Origin of the sequence: Streptomyces lonarensis (genome assembly GCF_012033735.1) — a bacterium.
GTDB lineage: Bacteria > Actinomycetota > Actinomycetes > Streptomycetales > Streptomycetaceae > Streptomyces > Streptomyces lonarensis.
The window spans coordinates 1-18,076 of the sequence record NZ_JAAVJD010000106.1; the positions used below are offsets into that span (position 1 = coordinate 1).

Sequence of the window (18,076 nt, forward strand, 5' to 3'; positions counted from 1 at the left end):
CGCCCGGTACGGCGGCCGGGGCGGTCTCCCCGGCGCCGGCCGGCAGGTCTCGCGGACGGGCCCGCCGACGGTCGGCGGCCGGTGGTCCCTGCTGCCCGCGGCGGTGGCCGACCCGACCGTCCGTGCGCACGCGCTCGCCCACACCCTGCTGGACCGCCACGGTGTGGTGACCCGCGGCGCGGTCGCGGCCGAGGGCGTCGAGGGCGGCTTCTCGGCCGCCTACCGGGTGCTGTCCGCCTTCGAGGACAGCGGGCGGGCTCGCCGCGGCTACGTGGTGGAGGGGCTCGGCGCCGCGCAGTTCGCGGTGGAGGGAGCGGTGGACCGGCTGCGCGCGGTCAACAACGTGCGCGAGCGCGGCGAACTGCGGGAGCCCGGGGAGCCGGTGCTGCTGGCCGCCGCGGACCCGGCGAACGCGTTCGGTGCGGCACTGCCCTGGCCGGAACCGCCGGCGGGAGTGTCGCAGAAGCCCGGGCGGAAGGCGGGCGCGCTGGTGGTGCTGAGCTCGGGGCGTCCGGCGCTGTACGTGGAACGCGGCGGCCGGACCCTGCTGGCGTGGCCGGAGGGGAACGACCCGGACGGCGCCTCGCTCCGGGCGCCGGTCCGGGCGGTCGCGGACGCCGCGCGCCGCGGGCTGCTCGGGACGGTGACGGTGGAGCGGGTCAACGGCAACCCGGTGCTCGGCGACCCGGTGTGGTCCCGGCTGCTGGAGGAGGCGGGGTTCCACCCCACTCCCCGCGGGCTGCGCATGCGCCCCTGACCGGCGGACGGCCCTCCCGGCGTGCTGTCGTTCGGCGCTCGGCTCCCGCGAGTGCGGCGGGCCGGTGGCGCCTCAGGCTGCGAAGACGTCCACGGCCTCCGCCGGCGCCTTGATGGTGACGCGCTCCTCCGGGCGTCCGGTGACCGAGGTGACCCGGATGGGGTTCAGCATCGGACGCATCGGCGGCGGGACGGCGTCGCTGGCGGCGGACTGGGCCAGTTCGGCGAGCGCGAGCTCGTCGCTGACCTCACGCAGCAGCTCCGACATCCGCACGTCCAGCGCGTCGCAGATCGCGGCCAGCAACTCGGACGAGGCCTCCTTCTGCCCGCGCTCCACCTCGGAGAGGTAGCCGAGCGAAACCCGGGCGGACGAGGAGACCTCACGCAGAGTGCGGCCCTGACGTTGGCGCTGCCGACGCAGCACGTCACCTTGCAGGCGACGGAGCAGGATCATCGGTGGCTCCCTCCTCGGACCGTTGGCCTCGCTACGTTCATGCCCAACCGTACCGCTTCGGACTCCCGACGCGACGGGAAGCCCTTCGTGTTCGCTGAAGGCGCATGGTGCGGTCTCATTCCCCCAACCGCCTGACCGAGCGGCCCTTCCACCGTACACTCAGCGCGCGGCGTGGCCGTTTTCCTGCCCAGTGGGCGCATCTTCCTCATTTCCGGACGGACCAGACGGGTCGGACGTATCGGATCGTTCACCCGGCGCGACGGCGTCCTCCACCAGCGCCTCGTACAGGGCGGCCAGCACCGCCTCGACGGTCTGCCCGCGGATGGCCTCGCGGTCCCCCGCCGCGTCCACCCGTTGCGCGACGGCCCGCCGCACTCCGGGCGGTACGACCGCGACGAACACCGTCCCGACCGGTCGGCCGTCCTGCGGCTCCGGGCCGGCGACACCCGTGGTGGCCACCCCCCAGTCGGCGCCGAGAAGGTCGCGGACGCCGGTCGCCATCTGCCGTGCGACCTCGGGGTCGACGGCGCCGCGCTCCGCGAGTACGGCGTGGTCGACCCCGAGCAGATCGCGCTTGACCTCGGTGGCATAGGCCGTGACGGAGCCGCGGAAGGCGGCCGACGCCCCCGGTACCGCCGTCAGGGCCGCGGCCACCGTACCGCCGGTCAACGACTCGGCCACGGCCACCGTGTGACCGCGGGCAAACAGCAGCTCCAGCACCGGGGCCGCCGGACGCTCCTCCGCGCGATCGGCGCGGTTCCTACGCACCGGCCCGCTCGCGGGCCAGGCCGGCGCGGCGCAGCCGGACCGCCTGGCGGACGTAGTCCAGGCCGGTGGCGACCGTCAGCACCACGGCCGCGGCCATCGCCCACCACCGCAGCGTCGCGAGCGGCCCCGTGAGCACGAGGATGTACATCCCGACCGCCACACCCTGTGTCAGGGTCTTCGCCTTGCCCCCGCGACTGGCGGGGATCACACCGAACCGGATCACCCAGAACCGGATCAGGGTGACACCGAACTCACGCGCGAGGATGACGAGCGTGACCCACCACGGCAGGTCACCGAGCAGGGAGAGGCACACCAGCGCCGTCCCCATGATCGCCTTGTCGGCGATCGGGTCGGCGATCTTGCCGAAGTCGGTCACCAGCCCGTGGCGGCGCGCCAGCTCTCCGTCGAACAGGTCGGTGATCATGGCGATGGCAAAGGCCGACCAGGCGAGTGACCGCCAGACCGGGTCGTCGCCGCCGCCCGCGAACATCAGGACCGCGAAGCCGGGGACCAGTGCCAGCCGCACCATCGTCAGGATGTTGGCGATGTTCCACAGCCCCGCCTGCGGCAGCACACCCGCCTCGGCGGTGATCGTCTCCGCGGCGGACGACGGACGACGCCCGCCGTCCGCCGCGGAGACGGCCGACGTGCCCGTCATCCGCGCGCCTCGGCGGCAGGACCGCCCGAGGGGACCGGGACCCGCAGCTCGGCGACGAGGTCCACACCGTCGGTGTCGACGATCCGCGCGTCCACGTAGGCCCCGACCTCGAAACCACCGAGCGGGTCCTGGCCGTCCGCACGCTCCGGGTCCGGCAGCAGCAGGATCTGCCCGTCGGTCTCCGGCGCCTGGTGCACACCGCGCCCGAGGGCGACCGGACCGCCGTCGGCGCCGCCCTCCGGGTCGAGCGACTCGATCAGCACGCGGGCGTCCTCGCCGATCCGCTCCTCCGCGCGCTGCGCCGTCAGCTCGTCGGCCAGGCGGCTCAGCCGCTCCACCCGCTCGGACACCAGCTCGGGGGCGTGCTTGCCGTCGTACCCGGCTGCCTCGGTGCCGTCCTCGTCCGAGTAGCCGAAGATCCCGATCGCGTCGAGCCGGGCGGACGTCAGGAAACGTTCCAGCTCGGCGACGTCGGCCTCGCTCTCGCCGGGGAACCCGACGATGAAGTTGGAGCGGACACCTGCCAGCGGCGCCTTGGACCGGATGGCGTCGAGCAGTTCCAGGAACCGGTCGGTGTCACCGAAGCGCCGCATCGCGCGCAGCACGCCGGGAGCCGAGTGCTGGAACGACAGGTCGAAGTAGGGGGCCACCTTGTCGGTGCCCGTCAGGACGTCGATCAGGCCGGGACGCATCTCCGCCGGCTGCAGGTAGCTGACCCGGATGCGCTCCAGGCCCTCCACCGCTGCCAGCTCCGGCAGCAGCGACTCCAGCAGCCGGATGTCGCCGAGGTCCTTGCCGTAGGAGGTGTTGTTCTCGGAGACGAGCATGATCTCCGAGACGCCCTCCCCCGCGAGCCAGCGCGCCTCGTTCAGCACGTCGGAGGGGCGGCGGGAGATGAACGACCCCCGGAAAGAGGGGATGGCGCAGAAGCTGCAGCGGCGGTCGCATCCGGAGGCCAGCTTCACGGAGGCGACGGGGCTGGAGTCCAGGCGCCGACGCAACGGCGGGCGAGGGCCGGAGACCGGCGCGACCCCTTCGGGGAGGTCCGTGGGGGCGCCGTGGCCGGGGAGCGCGACCTCCGCGGCGCCCTGCTGGCGCTCGGCCGGCGAGATCGGGAGCAGCTTGCGGCGGTCGCGCGGCGTGTGCGAGGCGTGCACCCCGCCACCGAGGATGGTGCGGAGCCGGTCGGAGATGTCGGCGTAGTCGTCGAAACCGAGGACTCCGTCGGCCTCGGGCAGGGCCTGGGCGAGCTCGGTGCCGTACCGTTCCGCCATGCAGCCGACGGCGACGACGGCCTGGGTGCGGCTGTCCCCGCCCTTGAGGTCGTTGGCCTCCAGCAGCGCGTCGACCGAGTCCTTCTTGGCGGTCTCCACGAAACCGCAGGTGTTCACGACGGCGACGTCCGCGTCGGCCGCCTCCTCGACGAGGTCCCAGCCGTCCGCGGCCAGCCGCCCCGCCAGCTCTTCGGAGTCCACCTCGTTACGGGCACAACCAAGGGTGACGAGGGCGACGGTGCGGCGTTCAGACATGGTCTCAGCGTACTTCGTCCCGGGCCGTGGCTCGGCCCGGGACGGGGGTAGCGCGGTCGACGGGCCGGTCAGCCCTCCTCGGGGTCGCCCGGGGTGAAGCTCAGCCGCTGGACGGCGCCGGGGTCTCCGATGCTGTCCAGGTGCTTGCCGTTGACGTACAGCTCGATGGCGCCGGCGTTGCCGGTGACCAGGTCGAGCTGGTCGTCGTCGGTGAAGGTCTCGGAGTCGCCGTCCTGGAGGGTGCCCTGGAAGAGCTGGCGGCCGGTGGCGTCGGTCACCATCACCCAGCTGGCACCACTGGCGACGACCTTCATCGTCACCTTGTCGGCCGGCGCCCCGGCGACGGCGCTCTGCGAGGGGTCGGGCTCGGCCGCCGCATCGTCCTCCGCCGCGTCGTCGCCCCCTCCCGCCGCGTCGTCCTCGGGGGCGGCCTCCGGCTCGGCGTCCGGTGACTCCGACTGGGCGACCTGGTCGGCGGCACCGTCGCCGGAACCGTTGACCAGGGTGAAGCCGACGAAGCCCACGACCGCGACGATGGCGGCCACCATCGCGGCCGTCCAGTTGGGCCGCCGCGGCTCGGAGCGGATACGTTCCGCCTCGAAGACCGGGGCGGCGGGCTCGGGCGCGGGGGCGTCGCCCCGACCCTCGTTGAAGCGCGCCACGAGTTCCGCCGGTTCGAGACCGACGGCGCGGGCGAGCGCGCGGATGTGACCGCGTGCGTAGACGTCGCCCCCGCAGCGGGAGTAGTCGTCGTTCTCGATCGACTGCACGATCGGGATGCGCACACGGGTGGTCGCGCTGACCTCGTCGATGGTCAGTTTCGCTGCGATGCGCGCCTGCTGGAGAGAGCGGCCGACGGAAGGAGGCCCGTCCTCGGCCGAGAAGTTGCCGTTGGACACGGAGACGCCTTTCGAGCGTGAAGGCCACGTGTTGTGCGAGCAATTCTAGGGTGCCGACGGCCGATCGGGACATCCGGGCCGTCGATACGGCGCCCGGGGCGGCGGTGTCGCTCCGCCCGCCCCGCGGCGGGCCCGGCGCGGGCCGTGTTCCCCGCCCGCGCCGCGGGCCGCCGCTCCCGCCGGTGGGCCCGGCAGAGGGCGTCCTAGGGGGGAGTCTCCCCTCGGATCACCGCGAGCACTCCTGCGAGTTCGTCGGGCTTGACCATCACGTCCCGCGCCTTGGAGCCCTCGCTGGGACCGACGACACCGCGCGACTCCATGAGGTCCATCAGCCGGCCCGCCTTGGCGAAGCCCACCCGGAGCTTGCGCTGCAGCATCGAGGTGGAGCCGAACTGCGTGGAGACCACCAACTCCGCAGCCTGGCACAGCAGATCGAGGTCGTCCCCGATCTCCTCGTCGATCTCCCGCTGCGGCCCCTTCCCGGCGACCACGTCGTCCCGGAAGACCGGCTTCATCTGGTCCTTGCAGTGCGCGACCACCGCGGCGATCTCCTGCTCGGTGATGAACGCGCCCTGCATGCGGACGGGCTTGTTGGCGCCCATCGGCAGGAACAACCCGTCGCCCTTGCCGATGAGCTTCTCCGCGCCCGGCTGGTCGAGGATGACGCGGCTGTCGGCGAGCGAGGAGGTCGCGAACGCCAGACGGGACGGCACGTTGGCCTTGATCAGTCCGGTGACCACGTCCACGCTGGGACGCTGGGTGGCGAGCACCAGATGGATGCCGGCGGCGCGCGCCAGCTGGGTGATCCGCACGATCGCGTCCTCGACGTCGCGCGGCGCCACCATCATGAGGTCGGCGAGCTCGTCGACCACCACCAGCAGGTACGGGTAGGGCGAGAGTTCCCGGTCCGACCCCTCCCCCGGGGTCACCTTCCCCGACCGGACCGCCGCGTTGAAGTCGTCGATGTGGCGGTAGCCGTAGGCCGCGAGGTCGTCGTAGCGCAGGTCCATCTCGCGGACCACCCACTGCAGCGCCTCGGCCGCCTTCTTCGGGTTGGTGATGATCGGGGTGATCAGGTGCGGGATGCCCTCGTACGCCGTCAGCTCCACACGCTTGGGGTCGACCAGCACCAGCCGGACGTCCTCGGGGGTGGCCCGCACCATGATCGAGGTGATCAGGCAGTTGATGCAGGACGACTTGCCGGAGCCGGTGGCGCCGGCCACCAGCATGTGCGGCATCTGCGCGAGGTTGGCCATCTGGTAGCCGCCCTCGACGTCCTTACCGAGCCCGACCAGCAGCGGGTGCTGCTCCTCCGCCGCGTCCGCCGTGCGGAGCACGTCCCCGAGGTTCACCATCTCGCGGTCGCTGTTGGGGATCTCGATGCCGACGGCGGACTTCCCGGGAATCGGACTGATGATCCGCACATCGGGGCTGGCGACGGCGTAGGCGATGTTCTTGGCCAGCGCGGTGATCTTCTCGACCTTCACCGCGGGACCGAGCTCCACCTCGTACCGGGTGACGGTCGGCCCGCGGGTGAAGCCGGTCACCGATGCGTCGACCTTGAACTCGGTGAAGACGGTGGACAGCGCGTGCACCACCTGGTCGTTGGCGGCGCTGCGGCTCCGGCCGGGTCCGCCGCGCACCAGCAGGTCGAGCGGCGGCAGCGAGTACGTGACGTCCCCCGCCAGCTGCAGCTGCTCGGCTCGCTGCGGCAGCGACGGCGGCGGTTCCGGCGCCTGCCGCGTCAGGTCCGGCACCCCGCCGGACCGGTGGGCGCCGGACTGCTCGGTGCCGCCCGCCATCGGGACCTGCTCCGCGGCGGCCGGGTCGCCGCCGCGCATCCTGACACGGCTGCTGATCCCGGCGACCAGCGGCGACGGCTGCACCCCGTGGGTGACGGCCCCGTCGAGAGCAGCGGCGTCGGCGGCCACGTCCACCGGGTCGCCGCCCCTGCCTGCCCGGCGGCGACCGCCGCGGGCCCGCCCGCGCGGCGGCTCCTCCTCGTCCTCGGGGGCGACCCGCACGTACTCCTCGTGCGGCGGTTCCTCCGGGTACGCGGCGGCCGGCCGGCGCCGGGGCCGGGCGACCCGCGGGGCGGGCTCCGCCTCCGGCTCCGGGTCGTGGGCCAGGGGCTTGGCCGCCGGTTCGACGACCCCCAGCCGCACGCCGACCTCCCGCAGCCGCCGGGGGATCGCCGTGACCGGCGTCGCCGTGACCACCAGCAGACCGAACACGGTGACCAGCACCAGCAGCGCCACGGCCAGCGGCTCGCCCACCAGGAAGATCACCGGCCGCGAGAAGAACCAGCCGATGAGCCCGCCCGCGTCCTGCATCGCCTGCGCGCCGTCCTCCCGCCCCGGGGCGCCGGTGGCGATGTGCACCAACCCGAGGACCCCGCCGACCAGGAAGGTCAGCCCGATGACGATCCGGCCATTGGCCTCCTGCTTCTCGGGGTGCCGGATCAGCCGCACCGCGAGGAAGAACACCAACAGCGGGAACACCAGGTCGAGACGGCCGAGCGCGCCGGTGACCAGCAGCGTCACCAGGTCGCCGACCGGCCCCTGCAGGTTGGACCACGTCCCCGCCGCGACCACGATGGCGATACCCAGGAGCAGCAGCGCCAGCCCGTCCTTGCGGTGGGCCGGGTCCAGGCCCTTGGTGCTCTTCCCTATGCCGCGCAACAGCGCCGCGACCGGGAGCGCCAGCCCGAGCCAGAGCTTGCGCAGCGCCCGCGCGGGGAGCGGGGCCGGCGGCTTCTTCTTGGCGGCGGGGCGCCGCCCCTTCGCCGGGGCGGCCCGCTTGGCGGGCGCCTTCTTCGCCGCGGACTTCTTCGCGGTGGCGCCACTCCGCCCGGATCGCGCGCTGCTGGGACCGGTTCCGGACGTACGTGAGGCCATGGGGGTGAGATTACCGGTGCTGACCGTCCCAGGCACGGATGGCGGCGCTCCGGGCCCTCCTCAGCGCGCCGCGACCCACGAGGATCGGCCGCACCGCGCCCGCTGCGGGCGCCACGCCCGGACGGTGAGCGGGCGTCAGCTCTCGGCGGCTTCCGGGGCCGGCGCCGCGGAACCGGGCTCCAGGGCGTCCAACGCACGCCGCAACGCGGCGAGTTTGCGTTCCAGATGCCCCGCGGTCGAGACCGCGGCGGCCCCGGCGCTCTCCTCGAGCTCCTTGGTCAGCGCCTCGGCCTGCTCCTCCACCGCGGCCAAGCGCGCGGAGAGTTCCGGCAGCAGGCTGCCGGGGACCGCCTCGCCCGCACCGCCGTCGAGCTCGCGGCGCAGCAGCGACGCCTGCTCACGGAGTTTCAGGTTCTTCTCGTAGAGATCGACGAAGACACTGACCTTGGCCCGCAGCACCCAGGGGTCGAAAGGTTTCGAGATGTAGTCGACGGCGCCCGCGGCGTAACCCCGGAAGGTGTGGTGCGGACCGTGGTTGATCGCCGTCAGGAAGATGATCGGGATGTCGCGGGTTCGCTCCCGGCGCTTGATGTGCGCGGCCGTCTCGAAACCATCCATGCCCGGCATCTGCACGTCGAGCAGGATCACCGCGAAGTCGTCGGTGAGCAGCGCCTTGAGCGCGTCCTCCCCGGACGACGCACGCACCAGCGTCTGGTCCAGCGCCGAGAGGATGGCCTCCAACGCCAGGAGATTCTCCGGCCGGTCGTCGACCAGAAGGATCTTGGCCTTCTGGACCATGCCCGTCCTCCTCCGCCCCGGCGGCGTGGCTCACCACCGCCCCTGTCGGGCGACATCCTCGCCGCCCGGTGAACCGCTCTTCTCGTCCCGCACATGGTAGCCCCAGCCACAGCCGGACACACCCAGTCACGGGGAAGTCACTGTCTCATACTCGCAACGCGCCCCGCACCCGGGGGGTTCCCGCACGGTACACCCCCGGGCACGGCCACGTCGCGATCACTGCGGGTTCATCCAGCGGTCCATGACCTCCAGGAGGTAGTCCGTGTCCACCGGCTTGGTGACATGGTCGGACGCGCCGGACTCGATGCTCTTCTCCCGGTCGCCCTTCATCGCCTTCGCCGTGAGGGCGACGATGGGCAGCCCCGAGAACTGCGGCATCCGACGGATCGCCGACGTCGTCGCGTAGCCGTCCATCTCCGGCATCATGATGTCCATCAGGACCAGGGCGATGTCCTCGTTCGACTCCAGGACCTCGATGCCCTCCCGCCCGTTCTCGGCGTAGAGCACCAGCAGGCCGTGCCGTTCGAGCACGCTCGTCAGGGCGAAGACGTTGCGGACGTCGTCATCGACGATCAGCACCTTCTCGTTGTGGAACGAGATGCGCCGCGCCGGCTTGTCCGACTCCTCCGACCTGCCGCGCCCCGACTCCGCGCGCGCCGGGTCGCCGACCGCCTCCCGCGGCGGCGCCTCCTCCCGACGCCGCCTGGTGAGCTGCTCGGCCGCTGCCTCCGCCGCCTCGCTGGCGGACGCCCGGCCGCCGCCGGGAAGGGGCCCGCGGACCGGCTGGTCCTCGGCGCCGCCCTCCTGGGGGGTCAGGGTCGGGGCGTCACCGCCGACCTGTTCGGTCTCGTCCTGGGCATCCACTCCGGTCGCCGCGTCCTCGCGCTCCTCGGAGCCGTGCTCCTCCTCGGTCGGCGCCTCCGCCAGAGCGGGCACGCCGCGCGGCGGGTCCAGCACACCGAGACCACCGGCCTCGGCGACCCGGTCCTCCGCCGCACGGTCCGCGGCCTCTATGGCGAGGGCGCCGGCGGCCAGCTCCCCGTAGCCGGGAGGCGGCAGCTCAGCCGGGTACAGCGGCAGGTAGAGCGTGAAGGTCGAACCGCGACCCGGCTCGCTGGCGGCGTCGATCTCACCGCCGAGCAGCCGCGCGATCTCCCGGCTGATGGACAGCCCGAGCCCCGTGCCGCCGTACTTGCGACTGGTGGTGCCGTCCGCCTGCTTGAACGCCTCGAAGATCACCCGCATCTTGCCCGGGGCGATCCCGATCCCCGTGTCGGTGACGGCGAACGCCACCAGCGGGGCGGTCGAGTCCAGGACGGCGCCGGTCTCCATCATGTGCTGGCGGATCTCCTCCGGCACCCCCTCGGAGGCCGGCCGGATCACCAGCTCGACGGAGCCCGTCTCGGTGAACTTCACCGCGTTGGAGAGCAGGTTCCGCAATACCTGGAGCAGGCGCTGCTCGTCGGTGTGAAGGGTGGCCGGCAACTCCGGTGACACCCGCACCGAGAACTCCAGGTTCTTCTCCGCGGTCAGCGGCCGCACCGACGCCTCGACGTAGTCCACCAGCTGCACCAGGGCGATCCGGGTCGGCGAGACGTCCATCTTGCCCGCCTCGACCTTGGACAGGTCCAGGATGTCGTTGATGAGCTGGAGCAGGTCGGAGCCCGCCCCGTGGATCGTCTCGGCGAACTCGACCTGCTTGCCTGTGAGGTTTCCCTCACTGTTGTCGGCAAGCAGCTTGGCGAGAATCAGCAGCGAGTTCAGCGGTGTCCGCAGCTCGTGCGACATGTTCGCCAGGAACTCCGACTTGTACTGCATCGACACGGCCAGCTGCTCGGCACGCTCCTCCAGCACCTGCCGCGCCTGCTCGATCGCGGAGTTCTTCACCTCGATGTCGCGGTTGGTGGACGCCAGCTGGTCGGCCTTGTCCTTCAGCTCCAGGTTGGAGTCCTGCAGCGCCCGCTGCTGGCGCTCCAACTCGACGGAGCGCTTCTCCAGCTGGTCGGCCAGCTCCCGCGACTGCGTCAGCAGCACCTCGGTGCGAGTGTTGACCGCGATGGTGTTGACGCTGGTGGCGATCATCTCCGCCATCTGCCCCAGGAAGTCCCGCTGGATCTGCGTGAACGGCTGGAAGGAGGCGAGCTCGACCACGCCCAGTACCCGGTCCTCGAAGAGGACGGGCAGCACCACGACGTGTGCCGGCTGCGCCTCGCCCAGCCCCGAGGAGATCTTGAGGTAGCCCTCCGGGGTCTGGCCGTAGAAGATCGCCCGCCGCTGCTGGGCGGCGGTGCCGATGAGCGACTCCCCCGGCCGGAACACCGTCGGCATGCTGCCGGGCGCGATGGCGTAGCTGCTGATCAGCTGCAGCTCGTAGCCGTTCTCTCCGGCACCCGCCACCACGTCGGTGTCACCGCCGGTGGGCTTCGCCAGGTAGAACGCGCCGTGCTGCGCGGAGACGGCCGGGGCCAGCTCGCCCATGATGAGGTTGGCCACGTCGGTGAGGTCGCGGCGGCCCTGCATCAGACCGGAGATCCGCGCGAGGTTGGACTTGAGCCAGTCCTGCTCCTTGTTGGCGAGCGTGGTCTCCCGCAGGTTGCGGATCATCGTGTTGATGTTGTCCTGCAGCACCAGGATCTCGCCGGCGGCCTCCGCGTCGATCTTCACGCTGTGGTCGCCGCGGGTCACCGCCGTCGCCACCCGTGCGATGTTGCGGACCTGACGCGTCAGGTTGCCCGCCATCTCGTTGACGGACTCGGTGAGTTCCTTCCAGGTGCCGGCGACGTCACGCACGCGGGCCTGACCGCCGAGCTGGCCGTCGGTGCCCACCTCGCGGGCGACCCGGGTGACCTGCTCCGCGAACGAGGACAGCTGGTCGACCATCGTGTTGATGGTCGTCTTCAGCTCCAGGATCTCGCCCCGGGCGTCGATGTCCATCTTCTTGGTGAGGTCACCGCGGGCGATGGCCGTCGTCACCATCGCGATGTTGCGGACCTGGCCGGTCAGGTTGTTGGCCATGCCGTTCACCGACTCGGTGAGGTCCTTCCAGGTACCGGAGACGCCCGGCACGTGCGCCTGGCCGCCGAGGCGGCCCTCGGTGCCCACTTCACGGGCGACCCGCGTCACCTGCTCCGCGAACGACGACAGGGTCGTGACCATGGTGTTGACGGAGTCGGCGAGCTGCGCGATCTCGCCGGAGGCCTCGACCGTCACGCTCTTGGAGAGGTCTCCGTTGGCGACGGCGGTGGCCACCCCGGAGATGTTCCGCACCTGCTCGGTCAGGTTGCGGGCCATCAGGTTCACGTTGTCGGTGAGGTCCTTCCAGATGCCGGAGACCCCCCGGACCTGGGCCTGACCGCCCAGCTGCCCTTCGGTGCCCACCTCGCGCGCGACCCGCGTCACCTGGTTGGCAAAGGACGACAGCTGGTCGACCATGGTGTTCACCGTGGTGACGAGGGCGAGGATCTCACCCTGCGCGTCCACGATGATCTTCTTGGTGAGGTCGCCCTTGGCGACCGCCGTCGTGACCTCGGCGATGCTCCGCACCTGCGCGGTGAGGTTGTTGGCCATGCCGTTCACGGACTGCGTGAGGTCCTTCCAGGTCCCCGCCACGCCCCGCACCTCGGCCTGACCGCCGAGGCGGCCCTCGGTGCCCACCTCGCGGGCCACCCGGGTGACCTCCTCGGCGAACGACGAGAGGTTGTCCACCATCGTGTTGATGGTGTTCTTGACCTCCAGGATCTCGCCCTGCGCGTCGACCGTGATCTTCTGCGACAGGTCGCCCCGGGCCACCGCGGTCGCGACCTGCGCGATACCGCGCACCTGACCCGTGAGGTTGGAGGCCATGCCGTTGACGGAGTCCGTGAGGTCCCGCCACACGCCGTCGACGCCGGGCACCTGCGCCTGACCGCCCAGACGCCCCTCGGTGCCCACCTCCAGGGCGACCCGCGTCACCTGCTCCGCGAAGGAGGAGAGCTGGTCCACCATCGTGTTGATGGTGTTCTTGACCTCCAGGATCTCGCCGCGGGCGTCGACCGTGATCTTCTGCGACAGGTCGCCCTGCGCCACCGCGGTCGTCACGTGGGCGATCCCGCGCACCTGGGAGGTGAGGTTGGACGCCATCGAGTTGACCGAGTCGGTGAGGCCCTTCCAGACCCCGGCGACCCCGTCCACGTGGGCCTGGCCGCCCAACCGGCCCTCGGTGCCCACCTCGGTGGCCACCTGGGTCACCTGGTCGGCGAAGGACGACAGCTGGTCGACCATGGTGTTGACGGTCACCTTGAGGTCGAGCATCTCGCCGGCGACGTCCACGGTGACCTTCTGCGTCAGGTCACCGTTGGCCACCGCCGTCGTCACCGTCGCAATGTCCCGCACCTGAGCCGTCAGGTTCCGGAACGCCGTGTTCACCGACTCCGTGAGGTCCTTCCAGGCGCCGGCGACGCCGTCCACCCGGGCCTGGCCGCCCAGCGCACCCTCGTCGCCGATCTCCCGCGCGACGCGCGTCACCTCGAACTGGAACGACGACAGCTGGTCCACCATCGTGTTCACGGTGTTCTTCAGCCCGAGCATCTCGCCCGCGACGTCCACGGTGACCTTCTGCGTCAGGTCACCGTTGGCCACCGCCGTCGTCACCGTCGCGATGTCCCGCACCTGAGCCGTCAGGTCGCGGAACGCCGTGTTCACCGAGTCGGTGAGGTCCTTCCACGTCCCGGCGACGCCCTGCACCCGGGCCTGGCCGCCGAGCTTGCCCTCGGTGCCGATCTCGCTGGCGGTCCGGGTGACCTCGTCCGCGAAGGTGCGGAGCGTCTCGGTCATCGCGTTGATCGTCTCGGCCAGCTGCGCGATCTCGCCTCGCGCGGTCACCGTGATCGTCTGCGAGAGGTCGCCGTTGGCGACCGCGGTGGTGACCTGGGCGATCTCCCGGACCTGCGCGGTCAGGTTGTCCGCCATGAGGTTGACCGAGTCGGTGAGGTCCTTCCACACCCCGGCCACGCCGTCGACCCGCGCCTGGCCGCCCAGCTGCCCCTCGGTGCCCACCTCGCGGGCCACCCGGGTCACTTCCGACTGGAAGGACGACAGCTGGTCGACCATCGTGTTGACGGTGTCCTTCAGCCCGAGCATCTCGCCGGCGACGTGCACCGTGACCTTCTGGGTCAGGTCGCCGTGAGCCACCGCGGTGGTGACCCGCGAGATGTCGCGCACCTGGGCGGTGAGCCGGTAGGCCATCGTGTTGAGCGAGTCGGTGAGATCCTTCCAGGCCCCCGACACGCCCCGCATCTTCGCCTGGCCGCCGAGGTTCCCCTCGGTGCCGACCTCCAGCGCCACGCGCGACACCTCGTCGGTGAACGCGGAGAGCTGGTCGACGAGGCCGTTGACGGTCCGCCCCACCCGCAGGAACTCCCCGCGCAGCGGTCGGCCGGCGCCGCCTTCCACCTGGGTGCGCAGATCCATCCGCTCGGCGAGGTCGCCCTCGGCGACGGCGCTGAGCACCCGGCCGACCTCGGAGACCGGCCGCGCCAGGTCCTCCACCAAGTCGTTGGCGTCGTCGACGGCCTTCGCCCACGCCCCCTCCAGGGAGCCGGCCTCCAGCCGTTCGGTGAGTTTGCCCTCCCGGCCCACGACACGCCGTACCCGGGCCAGCTGCCCGGTCAGGTGCAGGTTCCGGTCCGCCACGTCGTTGTAGACCGCGGCGAGCTCCGCCATGGGGCCCTCACCGGCCACCGTCAGCCGCCGGCGGAAGTTTCCCTCCCGCATGGAGACCAGCGCGGAGAGCAGGCGGTCCAGGGCGGCGGCTTCCACTTCGACGGTGGCACCCCCCCGGGTTCCGCCCCGGCGCCCCCGTGCCTCGGGGCGTACCTCTCCTCCGTCTGACACCACTGTGTCCCTCCCGCGGTCTCGACCGAATCTGCCCAGGTCCTCGCTCCGAGCATTCCCAGTGTTTCACCCCACCTCAACCGGGCGATAACAGTTCGGCGGCATCGCATGCCAGGGATCTCCCGGTCCGGGGGAATTCAGAGGATGCGCCGTCCGCTGCGACGGCGGGCCTCAGTAACCTAACCTTCGGATGCCACAGGCAGCCCGCCCACGAGAACCTTTGGGGGAGCGAAGTGATCACCGCGCGAGCTGCGGCCACCTTCGAACCGGTCGGCCGGTCCGTCGCCGCCGCGCGCGGATTCGTCCGCGACACCCTGCAGGGGTGGGGACTGGACGACCTCGTCGACGACGCGGTGGTGCTGACCAGCGAGCTGGTCACCAACGCGGTGGTGCACGCCGGTACGCCGGCGGAGGTGCACTGCCTGCGGGACGGCTCCGGTCTGCGCGTCGAGATCGTGGACCGCCACCCGGAACGCGAACTGCCCGTCGGACACGTCCGCCGCGGCGCGGTGGACCCCGACAGCGAGGGGGGCCGCGGGCTGATGCTCTGCGCGGCGCTGTCCTCGCGCTGGGGCGTCGAGTACACCGCCTCCGACAAACGCGTCTGGTTCCGGCTGGACGAGCCGGTACTACCGGTGGGCACCCGCTCCGCCGGGCCCGTCGTCACGGACGACAAACTCCCCCTCGGCGAGACGCAGGTCCACGTCGCCGTGGTCCAGGTCGACGCGTCACAGACCATCTCCGGGTGGAACAGCGACGCCACGGAGCTGTTCGGCTACCCGGCGGAACAGGTGATCGGGAAGCCGCTGGGCGACCTCGCCGCCTGGCCCCACACGCCCGGCACCGGAACCGGCATCGCCGAGGCGCTGACCCTGTCGCGCTGGGAGGGCAGCTACGGGCTGCGCTCCGCGGACGGCCGGACGCTGCCGGTGTACGCCACCCATCTGCGGGTGCGCGACGCCCGCGGCGAGCCCTCCACCGTCTGCCTGCTGGTCCGCGAGCACGAGCGCGCCGTCCTGCAGAGCCACACGCGGCCGTCCGCCCCGGGCGACCACGACCAGTCCCCCGAAGGGCTGGACGCCCTCATCGGCTCCCCCGCCCCCGACGACCTGGACGGGCTGCTCCAGCGGATCGTGGAACGCGCCCGCGACATGCTCGACGGGGACGCGGCGTTCCTGCTGCTGGCCACCGACGACGAGACGGAACTGGAGGTCCGGGCCTCCACGGGGCTCTCCTCCACCCGCCAGCGCTTCGCCCGGGTCGTGGTCGAGACGGGCGGCGGTCGCTACGGCTCGGCCCGGATGCCGTCCGTGCACGGCGACCTGGTCGACGAGCCGGGAGCCGTGCCGTTGCTCTCCGGCACGGGGATGCACGCGGTCGTCACGGTGCCGCTCAAGGTCGAGGGCCGCCTCACCGGCTCCCTGGGGGTCGCCTCGGAGACCCCCGGCCGCTACACCAACGAGGAGGCGCTGCGGCTGCAGTTCGCCGCGGACCGGGTCGCCCTCGCCGTGGAGTCGGCCCGCCTCACCGAGTTGGAGCGGCTGCGGCGCGGCTCGCTCTCGTTCCTGGTGGAGGCCTCGGAGCTCCTGGCCGGCACCCTGGACCGCGACCAGACGCTCGCCCTCATGGCACAGATGACCGTGCCGACGCTCGCGACCTGGTGCGCCGTCTACACCCTGCCCGAACAGGTCTCCGAGCCGGAGCTCGCCTACGTCCTCCACGAGGACGAGGACCGCATCGACGGCATCAAGGCGCTGCTGGAGCGGGTCCCGCCGCCCGACCCGGACGTCACCCGCGGCGTCAGCCCCTGGACGGCGCCGGCCGACGCGGCCCACGACACCGCGCTGCGCAGCTCGCTGCGCCGCCTCGCCCTCGGCGACCTGCACCGGGACCCGGCGGTGCCCGGCACCAGCCTCGCGACCGCCTCGGCGGTGGGCGGCGAGACGGTGGTGCTGCCGCTGCTCGCCAGGAACCGGGTCATCGGCCTGCTGGTCCTCGGACGCGGCGCCGACGAGCGGTTCCGGCAGGAGACGCTGGAACTCGCCGGGGACCTCTCCCGCCGTGCCGCGCTCGCCCTCGACAACGCCCGGCTCTACAGCGAGCGGACAGCCATCAGCCAATCCCTGCAGCGCAGTCTGCTGCCGCCGGAGCTGCCGGACATCGACGGTGTCGACGTCGAGGTCATCTACCGCGCCGCGGGTGCCGGCAACGAGGTCGGCGGCGACTTCTACGACCTGTTCCAGATCCGTGACGGCGCCTACGGCTTCGCCATCGGGGACGTCTGCGGCACCGGCCCCCTGGCCGCGGCCGTCACGGGGCTGGCCCGCCACGCGCTGCGGCTGCTGGCCCGCGAGGGGCTCAACGGGCCGGCCGTCCTGGAGCGGCTCAATGCCGCCATCCTCGACGAGGGGCCCCGCGCCCGCTTCCTCACGCTGCTCTACGGCGAGCTGCGGCCGCGAGCCGGCGGTGGCGCCGACCTCACGATGGTGTGCGCCGGGCACCCGCTGCCGCTCCGCCTCCAGCAGGACGGCACCGTCACCGCGGCGGCGACCCCCCAACCCCTGCTCGGCGTCATGGACGACCTCGAACTCCACGAGGAGAGCTACGTCCTGGAGCCCGGCGACGTTCTGCTGTGCGTCACCGACGGCGTGACCGAACGCCGCGAGGGCACCCGCATGCTGGGTGACGACGGCTTGGCGGAGGTGCTGTCCTCCTCGACGGGACTGACCGCCGGAGCGGTCGCCGCGCGGGTCATGCGGGCGGTGGAGCGCTTCGCGGCGGATTCCCCCTCCGACGACATGGCGATCCTGGCGCTGCGCATTCCCGAGTGACGTTCCGAGGGGCTCGCGGCGGACGGCACGCGGGCCCCTCGGGGACCATGGCATCGCGCGACGCGACGCGAGTGGGAGCAGGAACTCTCGTGGCGTCGTCGCACCGCTCAGCACATCTGGGCGTGCGACTGCCCCTCCCGGCGGCCGCGTCGGTACCACCGCCGGCCCCACAACGCACAAGGGAGCGGCTCCCACCTCATCGAGGTGGGAGCCGCTCCCTTTACTACTGAGCCCCAAAACGGAATCGAACCGTTGACCTTCTCCTTACCATGGAGACGCTCTGCCGACTGAGCTATTGGGGCAATTTGTTCGGCGGCGACCTACTCTCCCACACGGTCCCCCATGCAGTACCATCGGCGCTGAAAGGCTTAGCTTCCGGGTTCGAAATGTAACCGGGCGTTTCCCTCTCGCCATGACCACCGAAACACGGTGAAACACAACCAACCAGACCACCCCGCAAACGGGGGCGGTAACCAGTTGTGGTTTCAGAACCAACACAGTGGACGCAAGCAACTATGGACAAGCCCTCGGCCTATTAGTACCAGTCAACTCCACCCATTACTGGGCTTCCATATCTGGCCTATCAACCCTGTCGTCTACAGGGAGCCTTACCCC

10 protein-coding genes, 1 tRNA gene and 2 rRNA genes are annotated in these 18,076 nt (G+C 71.8%); 2 read left to right on the plus strand and 11 right to left on the minus strand.

What is annotated here, in order from left to right; translation table 11 throughout:
- On the plus strand, positions 1-757 hold a 757-nt coding region (locus tag HCN56_RS14470), incomplete at its 5' end, for an Lhr family helicase (protein WP_446696833.1).
- Positions 758-829: 72 nt separating this feature from the next.
- Here HCN56_RS14470 and HCN56_RS14475 read toward each other — a convergent pair.
- The 8 genes from HCN56_RS14475 to HCN56_RS14510 all read right to left on the minus strand — a co-directional run bounded on the left by HCN56_RS14475 (position 830) and on the right by HCN56_RS14510 (position 14,555).
- Positions 830-1,210 carry a helix-turn-helix domain-containing protein gene (locus HCN56_RS14475; RefSeq protein WP_167934807.1) on the minus strand — a complete coding sequence of 127 codons (381 nt, stop codon included), beginning with the start codon at positions 1,208-1,210 and terminating at the stop codon, positions 830-832.
- 159 nt (positions 1,211-1,369) lie between these two features.
- Positions 1,370-1,978 (minus strand): CinA family protein, encoded by a 609-nt coding sequence (locus HCN56_RS14480; RefSeq protein ID WP_167971175.1) that lies wholly within the window; start codon positions 1,976-1,978, stop codon positions 1,370-1,372.
- Positions 1,971-2,636, minus strand: coding sequence for a CDP-diacylglycerol--glycerol-3-phosphate 3-phosphatidyltransferase (gene pgsA, locus HCN56_RS14485; protein WP_167971177.1), 666 nt, complete (start codon positions 2,634-2,636; stop codon positions 1,971-1,973). The genes HCN56_RS14480 and pgsA overlap by 8 nt, the downstream gene beginning before the upstream one ends.
- Positions 2,633-4,165 (minus strand): 30S ribosomal protein S12 methylthiotransferase RimO, encoded by a 1,533-nt coding sequence (rimO, locus tag HCN56_RS14490; protein WP_167971179.1) that lies wholly within the window; start codon positions 4,163-4,165, stop codon positions 2,633-2,635. The genes pgsA and rimO overlap by 4 nt, the downstream gene beginning before the upstream one ends.
- 68 nt (positions 4,166-4,233) lie before the next feature.
- On the minus strand, positions 4,234-5,064 hold the full coding sequence (locus HCN56_RS14495) for a helix-turn-helix domain-containing protein (RefSeq protein ID WP_167971181.1): 831 nt from the start codon (positions 5,062-5,064) through the stop codon (positions 4,234-4,236).
- Positions 5,065-5,267: 203 nt separating this feature from the next.
- Positions 5,268-7,961 (minus strand): DNA translocase FtsK, encoded by a 2,694-nt coding sequence (locus tag HCN56_RS14500; RefSeq protein WP_167971183.1) that lies wholly within the window; start codon positions 7,959-7,961, stop codon positions 5,268-5,270.
- 135 nt (positions 7,962-8,096) lie between these two features.
- Complete coding sequence (locus HCN56_RS14505; protein WP_167971185.1) at positions 8,097-8,759, minus strand: response regulator; 663 nt, start codon at positions 8,757-8,759, stop codon at positions 8,097-8,099.
- Between the two features lie 216 nt (positions 8,760-8,975).
- Positions 8,976-14,555: a HAMP domain-containing protein gene (locus HCN56_RS14510; protein ID WP_167971187.1), complete on the minus strand. Its 5,580-nt coding sequence runs from the start codon at positions 14,553-14,555 to the stop codon at positions 8,976-8,978.
- A gap of 308 nt (positions 14,556-14,863) precedes the next feature.
- Here HCN56_RS14510 and HCN56_RS14515 point away from each other — a divergent pair, with 308 nt between their 5' ends.
- Positions 14,864-17,461: a SpoIIE family protein phosphatase gene (locus tag HCN56_RS14515; RefSeq protein ID WP_167971188.1), complete on the plus strand. Its 2,598-nt coding sequence runs from the start codon at positions 14,864-14,866 to the stop codon at positions 17,459-17,461.
- A gap of 229 nt (positions 17,462-17,690) precedes the next feature.
- Here HCN56_RS14515 and HCN56_RS14520 read toward each other — a convergent pair.
- The 3 genes from HCN56_RS14520 to HCN56_RS14530 form a co-directional block, all read right to left on the minus strand.
- A tRNA-Thr gene (locus HCN56_RS14520) sits at positions 17,691-17,763 on the minus strand.
- 5 nt (positions 17,764-17,768) lie between these two features.
- Positions 17,769-17,885: ribosomal RNA gene (gene rrf / locus HCN56_RS14525) — 5S ribosomal RNA — on the minus strand.
- A gap of 91 nt (positions 17,886-17,976) precedes the next feature.
- A 23S ribosomal RNA gene (locus tag HCN56_RS14530) occupies positions 17,977-18,076 on the minus strand; the annotation flags it as partial.

Bases quoted from the DNA above. Each gene is read 5' to 3' on its own strand.
- HCN56_RS14475 (WP_167934807.1), bottom strand. From the start codon at position 1,210: ATGATCCTGCTCCGTCGCCTGCAAGGTGACGTGCTGCGTCGGCAGCGC.
- rimO (WP_167971179.1), bottom strand. From the start codon at position 4,165: ATGTCTGAACGCCGCACCGTCGCCCTCGTCACCCTTGGTTGTGCCCGT.
- HCN56_RS14500 (WP_167971183.1), bottom strand. From the start codon at position 7,961: ATGGCCTCACGTACGTCCGGAACCGGTCCCAGCAGCGCGCGATCCGGG.
- HCN56_RS14505 (WP_167971185.1), bottom strand. From the start codon at position 8,759: ATGGTCCAGAAGGCCAAGATCCTTCTGGTCGACGACCGGCCGGAGAAT.
- pgsA (WP_167971177.1), bottom strand. From the start codon at position 2,636: ATGACGGGCACGTCGGCCGTCTCCGCGGCGGACGGCGGGCGTCGTCCG.